We start from the raw sequence: 18,286 nt of genomic DNA, 5'->3' as shown, positions 1-18,286 counted from the left end.
TTTTCTTCCTTATCCATCACCGGGCAACAAATTCGGCTTCTCGCTCCAGCCGCATGCGATCGTGGGCCAGCATGCCGCTGGTCTGCGCCAGGGCCAGTATCAGCTCAACCTGTTGATCGACCTCCGCAATAACCATCGTTGACTTGCGGTCCTCCGCGACCTGTCGAACCTGACCGAGCAGCTGCATCAGATGCCGGGATACTTCAGGATCTCGGGCAGCCGAACCTCGCAGCCGCTCCACGCACTGCTGCACAAGATCGGCGGCATCCCAACTGGCTTCGTCGTAGATGCAGCGATCATCGGCGTCGCGGTCGTGCAATCGCGGCAGCCCGCGGTCAACGATCTCCGCGAGCACGGCGCCAAGATGGACTATGACTTCGTGGGCCGTTGAAGTATCCCAACGCTCCTGAAGGGCAAAGGTACCGACATCCACCAGTTGGCTCACGGCAAACGCGAGATCCTTGTCGGGGCTGCGGGTGCGGGCAAGACGGATAGCGCTGGCGATGGCATCAAGATCGACTTCACCGCCGTCCTTTATGAGCGAGACAAGTGCGACCTTATGTCGGGGAGTGACAAACGTACCAATCCGGCAACGCAGATGAATAACTCCGCCGACTGGAAGCGCCTTGCGCATCCGGTCGATATCAATGGCGGTAACCCAGCCGGTCCCCGAGGAAAAGACGGTTCGCGCTGCGGCCATCGGTGGCGGCACATCTGTGGGTTCGATCCGGGCCTTTGGGTGGCGATCCAGTACCTGGACGGCATCCTCGGCAAGGCGGCTGACCAGTTCCGGCAACGACAGGCTCCGCGTTGCATGCTGGATTGCCAGTAAAACCCCCGCCATGGCGGCGAGCGCAATCACTACCACCAGTACGGTGCTCACAAGGGGAGCAGCGGCCTGCTCTTCCGTTGGCATGCGCAACAGGATGACCAGTACCGCCACGATACCTGCTGACATGAACGCCAGCAGATGGCGCTGGAAGCTGTCGTCCAGGAAAATCAGCAGTGTGCGGGGGGAGAAATGCGAGGCCATCATGCCAACCACCACCGTGCGCATCCACAGGCCGAACACCGCAACCGTGATCAGACCACCAATCACCGACCCCAGCAGGATTCGCGCGTCGGCAACGGTACCCAGTTCGACCGGTGGTGGCCACAGCCACTGGGTATCCACGGCCAGTGCAGCCAGGCCAATCCCCAGCCCAGTGACCATGGCAACGCCCATCGCCAGGGTAATGTGTCCGATGCGAAGAGTCGTCCGGTGCACTCGTGGCTGGCTGCGGTTCGTCTTTTTCATGCTGTCACCTCCCGGTAGCAGCCCGGTAGTGCTCAGGTATCCTCCCGACCAATCATTTCGGGCGTGCGCCCGCCAGAATCACCCGGCAGTAAAAGCCGCGTCGGTGCGCTGCCGCACTCACCGTGAGCGATGCCTGTAATACTCGCCATCGACGAAACGCAAAATTTTTTGCCGCTCCGTTTGTTGGCGCACAGAGCGCTCCCGCCAACAGCGCCATAGTTGACAGCCAGGGTTCGCACAGATGATGCACCCCTAGCCTTCACCCAACTTGGAGAGGATCCATGGCGACCAAAAAGAAATCAGCCAAGGGAGCGCCCGGTGTGCTCAAAACCAACGACATCGTTGCAAAGCAGGCCGGCGCAAGCCAGGATTTCGTCGCTGCGATACCCCATAACCCCATCAAGAAACTCGAGCACGGCCACGACAACGCCATAGCGCCACCGGCCGGGGAGACGGCAAAACCGGGCTCCAGCAAGCTGACCGCGAGCACCACCACTGAGGAAGCCGGAACCGCAAAAACCGGCGGCCCAGCAAAGCTCGGGACCAATGCAACCATCGCGCCGCTTGAGGCTTTTAAAGTCGACCCGAGTGATCAAACGCTGACCACCAACCAGGGTGTGCCCATTGGCGATAACCAGAACACCCTCAAAGCAGGGTTGCGCGGGCCATCGTTACTCGAAGATTTCATTCTTAGGGAAAAAATCACGCACTTTGATCACGAACGCATCCCCGAGCGCATTGTCCATGCCCGCGGTTCAGCCGCGCACGGGTATTTCGAAGCCTATGATGCGCTCACCAAATACACCTGCGCGGCCCCGTTCGCTGAAAAAGGTAAGGTAACGCCGGTTTTTGCGCGCTTTTCCACCGTCGCCGGTGAACGTGGCTCGAAAGACACCGCCCGGGACGCCCGCGGCTTTGCGGTGAAGTTCTATACCGACCAGGGCAACTGGGATTTGGTCGGCAATAACATACCGGTATTCTTCATTCAGGATGCGATGAAATTTCCGGACCTGGTCCACGCGCTCAAGCCTGAACCCCATCACGGCATGCCGCAGGCGGCGTCGGCCCACGACACCTTCTGGGATTTTGTTTCACTGATGCCGGAATCCACCCACATGCTGATGTGGGTGATGTCGGACCGCGGGATACCTCGCAGCTATCGGATGATGCAAGGCTTTGGTGTGCATACCTTCCGCCTGGTAAACGAACAGGGCGAATCAGTGTTCTGCAAGTTCCACTGGACACCGCTGCAGGGCACCCACTCACTGGTCTGGGATGAAGCAGTAAAAATTTCCGGCGCGGATCCTGACTTTCATCGGCGCGATCTTTGGGAATCCATCGAGGCCGGCGAATTCCCGGAATGGGAGTTGGGCTTGCAGATCTTCACCGAGGAACAGGCGGAACGCTTCAGCTTCGATGTGCTCGATGCAACCAAGATCGTGCCGGAGGAACTGGTGCCGCTGACGCCCGTCGGGCGCATGGTACTGAACCGCAACCCTGATAACTTCTTCGCGGAAACCGAGCAGGTGGCGTTCTGCACGGCCCACGTGGTGCCGGGCATCGACTTTTCAAACGATCCCTTGCTCGCCGGCCGCATTCATTCCTATGCCGACACACAGCTGATACGACTCGGTGGCCCCAATTTCCACGAAATCCCGATCAACGCGTCCTTGGCCCCGGTACAGAACAACCAGCGCGACGGACTTCACCGTCAGGCAGTGCACCGCGGGCGGGTTGCCTACGAACCCAATTCACTGGCGGGCGGCTGCCCCTTCCAGGCCGGCACAGAGGGATTCGTGTCTTTCCCCGATGCCAACGCGGAAGATAAACTTCGTGGCAAACCGGAGAAATTCGCCGAGCATTATGCCCAGGCCACGTTGTTCTTTAACAGCCAGACACCGGTCGAACAGGCGCATATTACAGCCGGATTCACCTTCGAGCTCAGCAAAGTCGGCGTTCCGGCCATACGTGAGCGGATGTTGTCCTCGCTGGTGAATGTTTCGCAGGAGCTGGCTGCCAAAGTTGCCGACGGTCTGGGCATGGCGGTGCCCGATGCCATGCCGAAGGCAATGGATAATCCGCCACCCCCTGAAGTCACTGAATCTCCCGCCCTTTCGCTGACTGCACTGCCGGGCGAATGCGGTGTCCGCACACGCCAGATTGCCGTACTGATTGAAAATGGCGTGCATTATGCCTCGCTTGCCAGTCTGCACAGTGCTCTGACCAATGCGGGGGCAGTGGTTCATTTCGTCGGGCCAAGGGTAGGCAATTTCGTCGGCAATTCCGGCGAGACTATAGAAGCGGATAAATCGATGGAAAATGCTCCGGGATTCCTCTTCGACGCGCTGGTATTACCCGATGGTTCCGAAGCGATCCAGGCACTGTTGGATAATGGTGACCCCATGGAGTTTGTCAAAGATCAGTATAAGCACTGCAAAACGATTCTTGTTCTGGGCGCCGGACGGAAGCTGCTGGAAATGGCAGGCATCGATTCAACCGCCGGGAAAGACCCGGGTATTCTCCTGGCGGAAAGCGCGGATGCAGCCGAAATCGCACCCGCTTTCATCGACGCAGTCTCGGCGCATCGCCATTCATCCCGCGAAATGGATCCACCAACCAAATGAGGCAGCAGCATCGATAACCTATTTTTTAGTGGATGGGACAGCCTGCTACGCACCCTGATTGTCGGGGTGCTGGCTTACATTGCGCTGGTTGTTTTTCTCCGCGTTTCCGGAAAGCGAACGCTGTCAAAAATGAACGCCTTCGACCTGGTAGTGACCGTCGCCCTGGGTTCGACACTGGCGACGGTCCTGCTGTCCAAGGATGTCGCCCTGGCTGAAGGGTTGTTGGCGTTCGCTCTGCTCATCAGCCTGCAGTTCGCAGTCACCTGGTCCAGTGTCAGGGCGCGGTGGGTTCGGAAGCTGGCGACGGGAGAGCCATTGATGTTGCTGTACAGTGGCAAATTCCTTCCAGCGGCGCTGATGCAGGCGCGCGTGAACGAAGATGAGGTCCGGGCAGCAGTCCGCTCGGCCGGAATAGATTCGCTGGAAAACGTGCACGCTGTCATACTGGAGACTGATGGTTCATTCAGCGTTGTCAAGCCGGGTGGCAGCGGTTCCACCCTCGTGGGAGTCAACGGCTCCCCGAATTCAGCCGCTGCGCGGGCGAAAAACCAGCGCAAAAATATGAGGAAGTCGGCGCCTTGACCCTAGACAGGCTACGGTTTGTATTCAGCCGGATTAGAGAGCGACTGTGGGTCAAGCCACTAATTCTTTGCGTGCTTTCTATTGGTGGCACATTCGTTGCCAAACTGGCTGACGATGTAGGGCTTTCCGGAATGCTACCGGACGTCACACTGAAATCCGTCGAATCCCTGCTGTCCATCATGGCGTCCAGCATGCTGGTGATTGCTACCTTTGCGGTGGGGTCCATGGTGGCCGCTTATGCATCCGCCAGCGCCGGCGCGACACCTCGTTCCATACCGCTGGTTATTGCGGATGACGTTACCCAGAACGCGTTGTCTGCGTTTATCGGTGCCTTCATCTTCAGTATTGTTTCCCTGATAGCCATCCAGAATGAGATGTTTGAATCCGCCGGCCGGTTTGCGATTTTCGTGCTTACCCTTCTGGTGTTTGCCATTGTCATCATCACATTCGTTCGCTGGGTGGACAGAATCGCCCGGCTGGGCCGTGTGGTGAACACCATTGAACAAGTGGAAAAGGCTGCCAGCGACGCACTGGATCGCCGCCGCCATGCGCCGACGCTAGGTGCCCTGAAAGTTCTGCCCCATCAGGCCAGAGAACTGGGCATCGCGATTTTTTCGCCAACAGTGGGTTATGTGCAGCATATTGATCTGGAGACGCTACAATCCAGCGCTGAGGCGCTCAATTGTCATGTAATGGTTACCGCGCTGCCCGGTTCCTTTGTCCACACACACCTGCCTCTGCTCAGTATTAAAGGTTGCACCGAAGATTGTCGGGGGTTCGATCCGGATGCCTTTTCCAGCGCCTTCACCATCAGCTCAAACCGCACCTTTGAAGATGATCCACGCTTTGGGCTGCTTGCGTTGTCCGAGATCGCCGATAAGGCACTTTCGCCGGGCATCAATGACCCGGGAACCGCGATTAACGTCATTGGCACATTTGTGCGACTGTTTACACTTTGGCAATCCCCGCTTGAAAAAGAGGAGGTACAGGCCATCACCTATGACCGTGTATCGGTTCCAGAGTTAAAGGTCGATGATTTATTCGACGATGCCTTCACCGCCATCGCCCGGGACGGTGCGGGTATGGTTGAGGTGTCCATCCGGCTGCAGAAAGCCTTTTGGGCCCTGGCCGAAACCGACGATCCCCAGGTGGTTGGCGCCGCTAAAAAACATTCACGGCGGGCACTGACTTATTCGGAAACCGCCCTGACACTCTCTGACGATATCAATGCGGTACGCACAGAGGCTGCGTTTTCAGCGCTTTAACCACAGGACGAAGCTCCTCGGAGGTAATGCTCGCAATCCCCGGCCGAAAGTGGTTTGGCGTATAGAAAGCCTTGTCCCGCGTCACAGCCTAGCATTTTGAGGTGATATTCCTGTTCTTTGGTCTCAATCCCCTCGGCCAGCACATCCAGACCAAGACTGTGCCCCATTTCGATAATCGCCTTGGCAATTGCGCTACTCCCCTGGTCCCCCGGCAGTTCCCGAGAGAATGATTGATCTATTTTTAAGCGATGGAGTGGAAACTGCTTCAGGTAACTCAGACTTGAATAGCCAGTCCCAAAATCGTCTATAGCAAGCGTTACCCCCAATCCACGAAGTATGTTGAGCTTGTGCAAAACTTCGTCAATGCCTTGCATGACCACGCCTTCCGTGACTTCCAATTCCAGTAAGTCAGGCTGTATTCCTGTGCGTGAAATCACATCGCTTATCAGATCGCAAAAATTAGCCTGGCGAAACTGATGTGCAGAAATATTCACCGCCATTGAACCCATTGTTAAGCCCTGAGACATCCAGCGAGCGTGCTGTTCGCAGGCCGCTTCCAAAACCCAGTTGCCAATCTGGACAATGAGGCCGGAGTCCTCCGCAATCGGGATAAATTGGCAAGGGGAGATAAGTCCACGAGAGGGATGCTGCCATCGAACGAGAGCTTCCACGCCGAGAATATCGCCAGTACTGAGGGCAAATTGTGGCTGGTACATCAGAAACAACTCATTACGTGCCACGACTTGATGCAAGTCGCTCCCAAGGGTCAGGCGCTCCAGTGCTCGCATATTCATTTCAGGTTGGTAGAACTGATAACGGTTACGGCCCAACTCCTTGGCGACGTAAATTGCCGCATCTGCGTTACGCAGCAGAGTTACCACGTCCTTTCCATGGCGGGGAAAACACGCTATCCCGATACTGATGCCGAGAATAATTTCGGTTTCCTCCAGAATGAAGGGAGAGGTAATGACCGTGAGGAGCTTATCGGCAATGACAGCGGCATCCTGTTCGTTCTCAATCCCTGCCAGTGCGACAACGAACTCGTCGCCTCCTTGCCGGCTTACCGTATCCTCGGAGCGCACACAGCGTGACAGCCGCTTTGCAACCTCATGAAGAAGCAGATCCCCCAGGGCATGCCCAAATACATCATTTACATGCTTGAACCGATCCAGGTCCAGAAAAAGCAGTGCCACTTGTTTGTGATGACGCTCAGCATCAGACAAGGCGACGTTGATACGATCAGTTAAGAGCGAACGATTTGGCAAGTCCGTCAGCGGATCGTGAAGGGCCATGTGACTAAGCCTCTCGTTGGCTCGTTGGCGCTCGACTGCAGCACCGAGGATATTGGCAACCTCTTGCAGAAAACCAACATCATCGGCTGAGAATTTACGGGTCTCAACGGAGTGCGCGCCTAACACGCCAATAGACTGTTCAAATGCGTCAACCAGAACGTCGACCCTACTGGCAACACCATGAGAGGCAATTAGTTCGGAGAGAGCGAATCGCGAGTCCTCACTGAACTCCACTTTCAGACCCTGCATAATGGTCAATTCAGCTTCCGTATACACCTCGTCGAGACACGCAGCTGATAACGCAAACCGGCCAAGTGCTGCAATGAGCCGTTGTTGCTGTACCTTGGTGTACAGCGCCAGTTCGGCCTGTTTTCGTTCCGAAATATCCTGAACCGTGCCGAAAAGGCCTACGACCTCACCGCTGTCATGCTTTCTTGGTACTGCAATTACCTGAACGTAAGTGTCTTCACCGTCACCCTCGTTTCTTCGGAGGTCAAATCTTTGAGTGCGGCCGGATTCGGTTACCAGACTCACCATTTCTTTCAAAAGAGAAGCGCTTTCAGAGTGGAAGAGGCTCGCACACTCATCGAGGGTTTCTGGGGGGCCAAGTCGACTGTCTCTTCCGAGTAACTTATACAGTATCGGTGACCAGACCGTTTCTTCGGTGTGGGGGTTGTATTCCCAATCCCCGATTTTACCGACGAGCTGAGCCTCATCCAGGCGCTCCTGGGTTCGTTTCAGATCGTCAATGTCGGTGCAAGTGCCAAACCATTTTACGATGTTGCCTTCAGCATCGCGCATTGGAACGGCTCTGCCGAGCATCCAGTGATAAACCCCATCCCACCGACGTAGCCGGTATTCAATCTCATAGGGTTCGCCACTGTTCGTCGCCTCAAGCCACCGCTCAGCCGCACGGCTCCGATCCTCCGGATGGAAGGGTGGGTTCCATCCGAATCCGAGGCTCTCTTCAAGCGTCAGCCCAGTGTAATCCAGCCAGCATTGGTTAAAGTCAATGTGCCAGCCGTCAGGGCGGGTAACCCATACAATTTGCGGCATGGTTTCAACAAGCGTCCGGAATTCCGCCTCGCGCGTGCGCAGCGCATTCTGGGCCCGGTTACGCTCTTCAACGTCGTTGATCGCTGCCAGCGCAGCTTGCCGACCGTTAAACTCAAGAAAATGGAAGCTGACTTCGACGTCGATCAGCCGGCCGTCACTGGTATAGTGCCGTGCCCTCACCAAATCGTTAAGCCGTCCGGAAGTGTTCGCGATGCTATCAACAACCAGTGAAAAATCTTCCGTAGGACGAATGTCCAGAAGTGTCATTTGCTGAAACGTTTCTCGACTGTACCCATACGCTCTGATCGCAGCCTCGTTGACCTCTAAAAATGCAAGAGTTTCAAGGTCAAAGATCCACATTGGATGAGGGTTGGCTTCAAACAGCTCCCGATGGCGAACTTCGCTTTCTCGGAGATCTCTGATATCGGTATCCGGTAATTCACGGACAGCGGAAATATCATTGTTCTCTGAGGGCTGTGCTGTATCGGATTCTTCGCTCATAAACTTTACCTGACGATTCAGACGGCGTTCCGTCAGTGTGCGCGCAATGATCCCCACAAAAACTGTAAAGAGAACTGTCATGCCAAAACCCACGGTCGCCCCATAACCGATCCCGTCGTAGCGATGTCTCAAAATAATCCTGTTCGCAATCGGCAATTCCTACATTTATTTTACCAGTCGCAGTCGACTTCCTTCCGTTCGGTAGCAGACTTTACCCTTTATCGGAACGTTGGAATGATTTATTAGCTATGTGCGTTGACGTACTGAATACCGGACTCCCGTCTAATAAGCTCATATAGACAGAGCGTTTGCGAACATGCCAGTTCGCAACGGCAATCGTCCGTGCTGACGGCTCCAAATCGAATGATAGCTATGACAACACCAGTATTGGTCTACTACGACATGCGGATGCTCGGCCACAACCCGCACGGATGGGACCCCAGCCATCCCGCCTGGACCGACGCTGTCAAGGCAATGATTGCGCTGCAATATCCTAACAGCAACCTGGAAACCTACAGTCACCCGGAGCGCCCGGACCGACTGACTGCGATCGTCGACCGACTGATGCTTGATCCAATTGAAGGGGTTCGCTGGATGCTGCCGGCGGCGGCCAGCACGGCTCAACTTGAGCGGGTTCATGACAAGACCTATGTCGCGCATATTGAGTCTTTAGAGGGTGAATCCTGCTGGCTGGCCAAAGATACCACTGCGGTGTCGCCGGGCAGTATTGAAGCGGCCTGCCTGGCTGCCGGAGCGGGAATCAGCGCGTGCGAGGCCATCTCGGCTGGTGAGGCCCGGCGGGCGTTCTGTATCCTGCGGCCACCAGGCCATCATGCCCATTCCGACCACGCCTCGGGCTTTTGTCTGTATAACAACCTTGCGGTTACCGCTGCCCATGCGCGCGCGAGACTTGGCTATGAGCGAGTGATGGTCTGGGACTGGGATATGCACCACGGTAATGGCACGCAGGAAATCTTCTACTCCGATCCTTCCGTGCTGGTGGTTGATAGCCACTGTGCGGCGCCGTTCTATCCGGGCAGCGGCCTACTGTATGAAACCGGGAGCGGAGCGGGAGTTGGTTCTCAAATCAACGTCCCGCTGCCTCTGGGCAGCGGCAATGCGGCACTGCTGAAGGTGTTCGACGAAGTGGTGAAGCCGGCAGCGAAGGCATTCCAGCCCGATATTCTGCTGGTTTCCTCGGGTTTCGATTGCCATCACCTCGACATGGTCTGCGCCATGGATGAGACCGGCTTTGCCATTCTTGCCCAGCGCATGAGTGACCTGGCAGATGAGCTCTGCGACGGCCGTCTGGTGCTTCTGCTTGAGGGCGGCTACAACGCTCAGGCATTGGCCGATAGCGCTCATGCTGTCGTAAAGGTGCTGGCAGGAAACCCGGTCAATGCGTGCAATGTCATGCCGGATGACCCTGGCTGCGAGGCTGTGGCGGATGCCGTCCAGTTTCATCAAGGGCTGAATACCCGACGTGCCTGAACACTCCTCCGAAAAGAAAGCGAAGGAAGCCGTGGACGAGCAGGAGTCTCGCGCCAAGGCCGAGGATCGTGAATCCCGCGAACAGACACCGACGTCAAGCGAAAAGTCGCTGACTCCGAAGGAACGTGACACCGTAGCCGAACATGGCAGCTTGTCGTCGTTGGCTCTCTACTCCATCATCCTGCGCGAAGGCGAAGAGGAGCTACAACGTCCGAAAATGTCGCTCTGGTGGTCCGGGGTGGCAGCGGGGCTCGGGATTTCGACCTCGGTCCTCGTCGAGGCCATTATCCGCGCCAATCTGGGCTCAGATCACCCTTACCTGACTTTACTTGAAAGCCTGGGCTACTCGTTCGGGTTTGTCCTCGTGATCCTGTGCCGGCTTCAACTGTTCACCGAGAACACCATCACCGTCGTACTGCCGGTTCTGGCCCAGCCAACGCGTAACGGGTTCTATTGCATCGCGCGCCTTTGGGGCATTGTGCTTGCAGCAAATTTGTGTGGCACACTTATTACCGCCGCCATCGGCGTGCACGGGGGTATTCTTACGGTCGACACTCTCGGGGCGATGTTGGAGATATCCCATCACCTGGCAACGCTGAGCCCCGCCGAAACACTGTTGCGCGGTATTCCATCAGGCTTTTTCATAGCGGCTATCGTGTGGATGCTACCTTCAGCGCAAAAATCCGAAGTGCTGATTATCATCATGTTTACCTGGCTGATCGCGGCAGGTGACTTTACCCATGTGATTGCCGGGTCTAACGAAATTTTTACGTTGGTGCTCAATGGGGATATGAATATCTTTACCGCCCTGCTCTACCATATTGCTCCAGTACTCATTGGCAACATTATCGGCGGTACAGGTTTATTCGCGATGCTGGCCTATGGCCAGGTTCATGAAGAAATGTGATGATTCACCAGGCTGAGGGAAACTGGCGATGGTTTTCCAGGTAGCCTCCCAATTCTTCCAGATCCCGTTCCGCGTGACACTGGCGAATATACACCGTGAGTTCTGCAATTCGGCGGGCATTGTCGGTCTCAAAGACGTAAGGGCGAGGGCCCAGGGTACGGCCAAAGCGATCGAGGATTTCAGTACAGGCCCGTTCGATATGGTGTCTGACCAGTAGCGCCGTTGGAAACATGTTTCCCGTTGTGTTCCCCGGATCGGCATCGACCTGCCCTGCACCCCAGCTGAGCATCGACTGCATGCTGCAGGTGGCAGCAACCATGGCGCCAAGATGGGCCCTGGCATGGCCGTCCTTGAGCGTTCTGTCGCGCACAGCATCGACCAGCCCCATGGCCCCGCCTGCCCAGCATGCCGCCGGTGCCAGGGCGCCAAGGCAGAAGCCCGGCCGCTCGAAGTACCACTTGCATTCACCAACTAGATTAGCCCGAGTGATTGGCAGGCTATCAAATGTCACCGTCCAGGTATGGGTTTGCGAAAACGCCGCCGACTTCCATTGACCCTCCTCGAATTTGAGGCGTTCCCGAGACGCTACCGAACGCATATCAAGCTCAATCAGTTGGTCGCTCGCATTCACGTGCAGCAAAGCGTGATCAACGATATCCGATCCGCTACAGAAGTTTTTGCTACCCTTGAGTTCGCCCGCCATTGGCTCGCCGGTAATCTTCGTGGTATCCGACGGGCCTCCCGAGGCCCAGATGGCATAAAGTTTGGTGCTGTCGGCAGTGCGTTGTGCCTCCCGTAAAATCTGGGTTGCGTCCAGGTGACCTTCAATTAGCCGCGCCAGACTCAGGTCGCGACGGGCAACCAGAGTCAGGAAGCGTAATCGGGCGATGCTATCGCCCTCCCCCATGGGGGGCACATGCTCACGCATGTAGGGCAGCAGATTTTGAGCCGCGCGTCGGTAGTCAGCTGCAGTCGGGCGCTCCGGAAGATCCGCCAGTATATGGGTGATCGTGTTGTCATAGGTGCTCATCGTTTCCCTTACCCCAGCGTTGCAGGGCGTAGCCGCGGTCAGTGTCTTTCAAGTCCCCGCGTTCTTGAAGTATGCGAGCCATTATCTTGTGAACCTCTGCCCCATGGAGTTGGTGGTCATCGGAATGTCCGAGCCAGTGGCAGGCAATCAGGCGTCCGCCCGGTTCCAGTTTCGACCAGAGCTGAATGACCAGGGATGCCAGATCGTCCCGGTTAAAGTAGTAGCCCAGTTCCGAGAACACGATCAGATCAAACCTCCGTACGGGCAGATCTTCAGGTAATGCGCCCTGGTGAACCTGGACCTGGGGATAATCCCGGCACCGATGACGAGCGGTGTTTACGGCGGTTAATGAACAATCCATCGCCTCCAGCGACTCGCAGAAAGGTGCGAGCAGCACTGTAAGTTCGCCAATGGCGCAACCTGGCTCGAAAGCTGACCGGTATTGTCGGTCCCTGACATTGTCCACGATGGCAGCATAACGTTGGCGTTCGTAGTCTGAGTTGCGGAAGTTCCAGGGGTCTTCGGCCTCCTGATAAAGACGTTCGAAGAACTCTGGCGACGAGCCGTATTTTTGAGCTGTCACGCGAATGCGACCTCCGGCGGTTGCAGGCAGGCCTGAATGTCAGCTTGCGTGGGTTGGCGGATTACCTTGATGGAAGCGGTGGTTGAGGACCATTCGATCAGGCCGTAATCAACAAAATAGTCCAGCCAGTATTCCATGCACCAGCTGCCCCACTTGTCATGAAAACGAATGGCATTGCCGAGGATATCGTCAAACCTGTCCAGCGGCGGCGAATGCATCGGATGGTGCTGATGCAGTGCCAGGGCGTTTCCGCACCAGGCCAACCTGACACTGGCTGCAGCGAGTTGCTCCGCAAAGTCGGTTTCCTCACCGCCGTAACCAAGGTACTCCTCATCCATTCCGCCTGCACGCTGATATTGGCTCCGGGTCACGGCGAAGGACAGACCCCACAAAGCGCGGGGGTCGGGCTCATGAAACCAACCTTCACCCTGCAGGCAGGGGCGCGCAGGATGTGGTTTCGCGTGGGCGGCCAGGTCGCTGAACGAGAGCCCGGTTTTGTCTTGTGGTAGCGTACCGGGCAAATACCGTACTTCGCCTAACAGGCAACAGCCGGAAGCATGCAGTTGTTCGATGTAGCTCTCCACCAGCGTAGGTGATGGAATGCAGTCAACATCCAGAAAAATAAGTCGATCGGAGCGAGCCTGCGCGGCTGTGGCGTTTCTGGCAGCAGCCAGGGGAAGTCTTGCGCCGGGCACATAAATTATGCTCACGGGAAAGGGCAAGAACGAAGAGACGACCGGGGGCTCCGGCTGCATACTGGCAATAACCAACTCGATGTTGAGGCAGGTTTGCTTCTTCAGGCCTTCAATCAAAGCGTCAAGATGAGCCTGTCGGCCCCGGACCAGGGTAAGTACGCTTGCAGCGGGGCGGTGCTCAGCATTGGTCATAGACGATCCCCGCTATGAGTTCGTCCGGGGCACTGTTGCGCCAGAGTTTTTGTATCAGATCCTCGAGAAATTTGGCGGCGCGACTGGCAGCGTCGTTGTCCACCAGTTGGGATTGGTTGGCAACATTACACTGATACGCTTTGTCTACAAGCGTTCGCCATTGCGCGAAACTGCCAGGCCAAGTGGGCGAGTAGACGGCAAGGTTCTTCGCCGCGAGGGCCCGGGCCTTGCAGGTTTGCTCGTCGTAATAACACCATTCAGGAATACAGATGAGCGGGCGTCCGATCCGTGCGATCTCATGCGTCAGGGTATCGCCCGGCGTTGCCACCACTAGATCGGCCGCAGCCAGGTAATCGTTGACGTTATCCACCCAGCCTACATCCACAAGATTGGAAAAATCGGTCTCGTGGCCGTAACGCACACTCTTACCGACCGTAAGCCAGAGCGCATCAGGATAGGCCCGTGCCGCAAGGGTGACCGGCGCTATCGGAATGCCCACGCCGCCATTACCGGCGACCACCACAAAGATCTGCTGAGTGTCTGGCAGGCTTAGCTTTTGCCTCGCTTCTGCCTTGCTGGGTATCGCCTCCCGGGTGTCGATCAGACCACCGGTATAGAAGGTTCGCTTGCGCAGGTGGTCGGGCCAATCGTCCTGCTCCAGTAGTTCGCTGAAAGGCGCGAGCATGGCAGCGCAGGCTGAATAGGCGGCTTGGTGGGCCGCATCCTGACGGTCCCCGTGCATGCGGATTTTAACCACCGGCACGCTGCAGATTCGGCCCAGTAATGCGAGTTCAGCCGAAACATCCACCACAAACAGGGCGGGATCTTTACGGGCCAGCCAGGCGGCGATAATGCCACCGGTTCCCCGGATGGCAGACACACCCACCGGCGCGCAATCCAGGGCGAGACAAGTGGGTTCTTTGTGCAGTTGCTCGGATCGGGCCTGTTTGCCATGAAAATCCGGTATCTGGATAACTTCGGCATTTTCCGGCAAGCTTGAAAAGATTTCCGGTATGGCACAAAAAATAGTCACTGGACGTGGGTAAAGTTGATGGGCAATAGCCTGGCAGCGCTTCGCATGCCCGTGCCCATGATGATGCACGAAATAACCAATGGGCCGCTGGGAGAGCTCGATATCATGGGTGGGAAATTGTTGCGCGGACATATCAGGCTCCTGCCTTGATTTCCCGGGTCCCGATTTTCAAAGCGGGGACCGGGCGGGAATGAGGGGTATGAACCGGGTTTGAACCGGCGCAACCGGCAGTGTCAGGAACATTGCTCGTTGGCAGGCTATTGTTAAGCTCATGCCAGTGGCGCAGCCCCTCCAGGAGGCCTGCCGCGCAGTCAGTCTGAGCCCAATAGATGTTCCTGCATCCGCGCAGTGCCTCAAGCTCTGCGGTGTGGTTAGCCACCGCAACACCAAGGCCCGCATAGTGCAGCAGATCAACGTCGTTACCGGAATCACCCGCGGCCACCACCTGGTGGCGACCCAGCCCGAACTGCTCGCAGATAAACCCGACGGCGCGGGCTTTGCCACCACACGCAGGGAGGATATCGATGAGATTGCCGTGGGAATGCACCACCCGGGCAGTCAGCCCGGCCGTTAGCAGGGTTTGCTCGATACGCTCTATGACCGGCTTAGCGGACGAATCCGACGCTCTGATCCGGGAGTCGTCCAGAAAATAGCTGAGTTTGTAAGCGAACTGAGTGGAAACGGGCTGCGGCGTGAGGGATTCGTCTTTATCGAGGATTCTGCGACAAGCTTCGCGCCGCCAGCCTTCATCCAGGCGCCGGTGCCAGTCTGCTATCAATTGCGGCTCGCCGTGGCGGTCAATCCTATAAATAGAGGAGCCGACATCCGCAATCAGGAAATCCGGAAGGGGCGCCGACCAGGCCGCCATCTCAGCCATTGCGTCTTTCACCGTCCGGCCAGTGGCTACCACGAACAGATAATGCGGGTTTTGTGTCAGCCAATTCCGGAGCTTAGCCAGGCCCTCCCAATGGCCCAGCAAGGTGGCATCCATATCGGTCGCAATCAATTGCGTGACCGGTCTGGCGTGAGGGGCAGACGGTCGTTCGGGGCGTGCGAGGCCTGCATCCTGCAGATACTGGCTAGCGTGCCGCGACCAGGTGTAAAAATTGACATTCTGGCTGCCACGTAAGCTGTGACGTTTCCAGGCAAGGTCATCACTCAGCAGGTGATGGCACGCTTGTGCAATAGCGTGGATGTCAGTAGGTGAAACCAGATGCCCGTTCTGGCACCGGCCTACGATATCCTCTGGCCCGCCCTCCTGTGTGGCAACCAGGGGGAGGCCCGCAGCAGCCGCTTCCAACAGGGTCAGACCGAATGGCTCGTTGAGGGCTGGATTAACGAACACCCCGCGACGCCGGGCAGCCCACTGATAAATGGCCGGCACATGGCTGAGGTCATGGTGCTTGGGATAAGCGACGTCGCCGTATAGGTCGTAGTCGTCTATTAGCTCCAGAAGGTGCTGCCAGACCTGCCGGGCTTCGGGCTCGCCAGCTTGAATCTGACTGCGGGTGCCTGCGAAGATCACCAAGTTAGCCTGCTCACGAAGCTTTGGATTCTCGCCATAGGCTTTCACCAGGGCGTAAAGATTTTTCTTCTCCACCGGGCGGGCAATAGCCAGCAGGCAGGGACGATCAGGGCGGCGGAGAAAACGCCTCAACTCAGCGTCAACCTCTCTGGCGGCAGTCGCAGGGGCCAGGGTACGGAACATTTGCAAGTCGCAGCCGGGAGGATTCACCCGCGCCTTGCGGATGTCGTGGTGTCTGTATAGGCCATATTGTATGCGGATCTCATGTTCCGAACTGGCGATCAGCCTGTCCGCGCCCTTGATGGCCATTTCTTCAAGGCGGATTCGGCGCCTGAGCGTCTTGTCTACCGGGGCGTCGATTGGTTTGTGCTGGGCCTTGGTGGCACCAAGGGAGTGAGCGGTAAAGACATAGGGTATTCCCAGAGCTGCCTTTACAAGCAGTGCCATGACTCCCGCATCCGCATAATGGGCGTGTATCAGGCCTGGCTGCAGTCCTGACTGCTTGATCCGGGCGAGGAGATCCCTGACCAGGTGGGGGAGTTCCCGCCATAACTCCTCTTTTGGCAGGTAGACGGAGGAGGCGCCCCGGCAACGCCACAGTGTCACGTTCTTGCTCAGGGTCTCTTTCAGATGTTTGTATTCCTCACCCAGATGAGGCGCGTCGAAGGCTCGGGTCACAATAATCTGGTGGCTGACTTCAGGGCATTGAGCGAGGGCTTCTACCAGTTCGAGCAAATACCGGATATGACCGCCAGTATCGGCGGTAAGGCCATAGGGGATGGAGCCAGCCCTGATGCAGCCCTGCAGTGCAATATGCATGATTACCCTGCCCTCGCCATTCAACTGAAGCCTTTCCATAGACTGCCTCCTGGGCTTTAGCGGCTGCGTATTGAGGCGGATGAAAATCGCGTTGACATCAACAGGCCCGAAGATTTCATCGTCGTAGGCGGGCATTCCAGGCGTAACATCTGCCAAACGCCGCATGGCAGGCCTCAAGCCGCTCCGTCGCCTCCTTTTCGGTCATGACGTCGTAAGTCTGGATTGCTTTTTCGGTCGCAGGATTAATGGTGGTGATTGTCGACATGGTCGCTCCTTCCGGGTCGGATAGGGGAGCGCGGTTGGCGCTAACCTTGTTAGATTCTCAGACCGCAGGAGGGATCTGTCTGTTCGCTAACGAACTCTCTGGCTTTCCACAACTCCAGGGGCTTGATGTCCCACTACTGACCATTCCCAACCTTCACGGCGAACAAGCTTGTGCAAACGCACTCGGCGGTTTTTCAATGGATCGAACGCATCATCCTGATTGTCCGTCAGTGGTACATTATTGATTGTGAGGATTCCAATTGCAGGCAACGGGGGCACGTCTACGTCACCGTTGTTACTCTTTTGCTCAGACCTGTAAAGATAATGTGAGATAACTTTGCGAGTATTTTCAACCGTAAGCGAATTCCATCGGTAGCTTGGCTGCAATCCCTCTGTCAAGAGGCTGAGCGCTTCATCCAGGCGACTCAGTTGAACACCGAGTGAGAAACGGCTTTGCCTGCAATGAAACAGATCAAGCAGCGGATAAGCTAATCGTTGTTCAGAACACTGAATCAAGTCCGAAGAAACCTGCCCGAGCGCGTTTTCAAACCCCTGGGCATTGTTGTTCTGCCAGGCTCGCCAAACTATTTCCTGAGGGTTTCTGCCCAATAAAGAAATCGAGAACGCCAGCTTTCTCCGTGCAACAGCACCCTGAACCACTGGCACCGCATAAGTAATAATCAGGGTAACCAAAACCAGCCCGTTAAACGCGGCCAGCGCCGTTAAAAGGCGTGTAACTTCTCCGCCTGGCTTGAAATCCCCCATACCCAGAGTAGACAAGGTAAAGCCAACAAAATAAATGCGATCCGCCAAATCCGCTGTTTGCCCACTTTGTGCCTCGATCACTCCGTACGGGAAGGCGCTAAAAATAAGCAGCCATCCGGACCACAAGGACAGCACCCACACAGACCCTACTGCCACAATTGCGATGGGCCCCGCGGTAACCAGGACGGCACGACAACCAAAGACACCATGGGCCCTTGCCGATGCCGAATCGACGGCGATGGTAATCAGTCTGGTAATTGGTCCACTCCCCTGCGTAGTAAGAGTCGTCCATGCAACGTCAACCATCACAATGACGAGAACAATAATTCCAGACACTACCAACAATTGTGTGTTCACCTTGCCTC

14 protein-coding genes are annotated in these 18,286 nt (G+C 56.6%); 5 read left to right on the top strand and 9 right to left on the bottom strand.

The window, feature by feature from the left end; all coding sequences use genetic code 11:
• Positions 1-16: 16 nt before the first annotated feature.
• Positions 17-1,297, bottom strand: coding sequence for a DUF2254 family protein (locus tag M8010_RS15655; RefSeq protein ID WP_250093504.1), 1,281 nt, complete (start codon positions 1,295-1,297; stop codon positions 17-19).
• A 281-nt stretch (positions 1,298-1,578) separates the two neighbouring features.
• On the opposite strand from M8010_RS15655, the gene M8010_RS15650 reads away from it, so the two are divergent.
• From M8010_RS15650 to M8010_RS15640, 3 genes are read left to right on the top strand one after another with little or no spacing between them, the layout of a single operon-like run.
• On the top strand, positions 1,579-3,921 hold the full coding sequence (locus M8010_RS15650; protein WP_250093502.1) for a catalase: 2,343 nt from the start codon (positions 1,579-1,581) through the stop codon (positions 3,919-3,921).
• 9 nt (positions 3,922-3,930) lie between these two features.
• Positions 3,931-4,503 carry a DUF421 domain-containing protein gene (locus tag M8010_RS15645; RefSeq protein ID WP_250093614.1) on the top strand — a complete coding sequence of 191 codons (573 nt, stop codon included), beginning with the start codon at positions 3,931-3,933 and terminating at the stop codon, positions 4,501-4,503.
• Positions 4,500-5,768 carry a DUF2254 domain-containing protein gene (locus tag M8010_RS15640; protein ID WP_250093501.1) on the top strand — a complete coding sequence of 423 codons (1,269 nt, stop codon included), beginning with the start codon at positions 4,500-4,502 and terminating at the stop codon, positions 5,766-5,768. Before M8010_RS15645 ends, M8010_RS15640 begins: the two co-directional genes overlap by 4 nt.
• Here M8010_RS15640 and M8010_RS15635 read toward each other — a convergent pair.
• Entirely contained in the window at positions 5,765-8,749 is a 2,985-nt protein-coding gene (locus M8010_RS15635; protein ID WP_250093498.1) for a sensor domain-containing protein, read from the bottom strand. The genes M8010_RS15640 and M8010_RS15635 overlap by 4 nt on opposite strands.
• Positions 8,750-8,989: 240 nt before the next feature.
• Between M8010_RS15635 and M8010_RS15630 the strand changes: the two genes are divergently transcribed.
• Together M8010_RS15630 and M8010_RS15625 are read left to right on the top strand one after the other, a co-directional pair.
• Positions 8,990-10,108: a histone deacetylase family protein gene (locus M8010_RS15630; RefSeq protein ID WP_250093497.1), complete on the top strand. Its 1,119-nt coding sequence runs from the start codon at positions 8,990-8,992 to the stop codon at positions 10,106-10,108.
• Positions 10,101-11,015, top strand: a complete 915-nt coding sequence (locus M8010_RS15625) for a formate/nitrite transporter family protein (protein ID WP_250093494.1) — start codon at positions 10,101-10,103, stop codon at positions 11,013-11,015. The genes M8010_RS15630 and M8010_RS15625 overlap by 8 nt, the downstream gene beginning before the upstream one ends.
• 4 nt (positions 11,016-11,019) lie before the next feature.
• Here the strand turns inward: M8010_RS15625 and M8010_RS15620 are convergent, their stop codons facing one another.
• The 7 genes from M8010_RS15620 to M8010_RS15590 form a co-directional block, all read right to left on the bottom strand.
• Complete coding sequence (locus M8010_RS15620; RefSeq protein WP_250093493.1) at positions 11,020-12,045, bottom strand: hypothetical protein; 1,026 nt, start codon at positions 12,043-12,045, stop codon at positions 11,020-11,022.
• Positions 12,032-12,628: an SAM-dependent methyltransferase gene (locus tag M8010_RS15615; protein WP_250093491.1), complete on the bottom strand. Its 597-nt coding sequence runs from the start codon at positions 12,626-12,628 to the stop codon at positions 12,032-12,034. The genes M8010_RS15620 and M8010_RS15615 overlap by 14 nt, the downstream gene beginning before the upstream one ends.
• Positions 12,625-13,515 (bottom strand): glycosyltransferase family 2 protein, encoded by an 891-nt coding sequence (locus M8010_RS15610; protein ID WP_250093490.1) that lies wholly within the window; start codon positions 13,513-13,515, stop codon positions 12,625-12,627. Before M8010_RS15610 ends, M8010_RS15615 begins: the two co-directional genes overlap by 4 nt.
• Positions 13,502-14,680, bottom strand: a complete 1,179-nt coding sequence (locus tag M8010_RS15605; RefSeq protein WP_250093488.1) for a glycosyltransferase family 28 protein — start codon at positions 14,678-14,680, stop codon at positions 13,502-13,504. The genes M8010_RS15610 and M8010_RS15605 overlap by 14 nt, the downstream gene beginning before the upstream one ends.
• Position 14,681: 1 nt before the next feature.
• Complete coding sequence (locus M8010_RS15600) at positions 14,682-16,931, bottom strand: HAD-IIB family hydrolase (RefSeq protein WP_250093487.1); 2,250 nt, start codon at positions 16,929-16,931, stop codon at positions 14,682-14,684.
• A 76-nt stretch (positions 16,932-17,007) separates the two neighbouring features.
• Positions 17,008-17,157, bottom strand: coding sequence for a hypothetical protein (locus tag M8010_RS15595; RefSeq protein ID WP_250093486.1), 150 nt, complete (start codon positions 17,155-17,157; stop codon positions 17,008-17,010).
• A gap of 86 nt (positions 17,158-17,243) precedes the next feature.
• Positions 17,244-18,278: a potassium channel family protein gene (locus tag M8010_RS15590; protein WP_250093484.1), complete on the bottom strand. Its 1,035-nt coding sequence runs from the start codon at positions 18,276-18,278 to the stop codon at positions 17,244-17,246.
• Between the last annotated feature and the right edge of the window lie 8 nt (positions 18,279-18,286).

It is taken from the genome of Marinobacter sp. ATCH36, from assembly GCF_023555055.1.
Classification (GTDB): Bacteria; Pseudomonadota; Gammaproteobacteria; order Pseudomonadales; family Oleiphilaceae; genus Marinobacter.
Note: the sequence above shows the minus strand (reverse complement) of the source record. Positions and strands in the feature narration are given on the sequence as shown.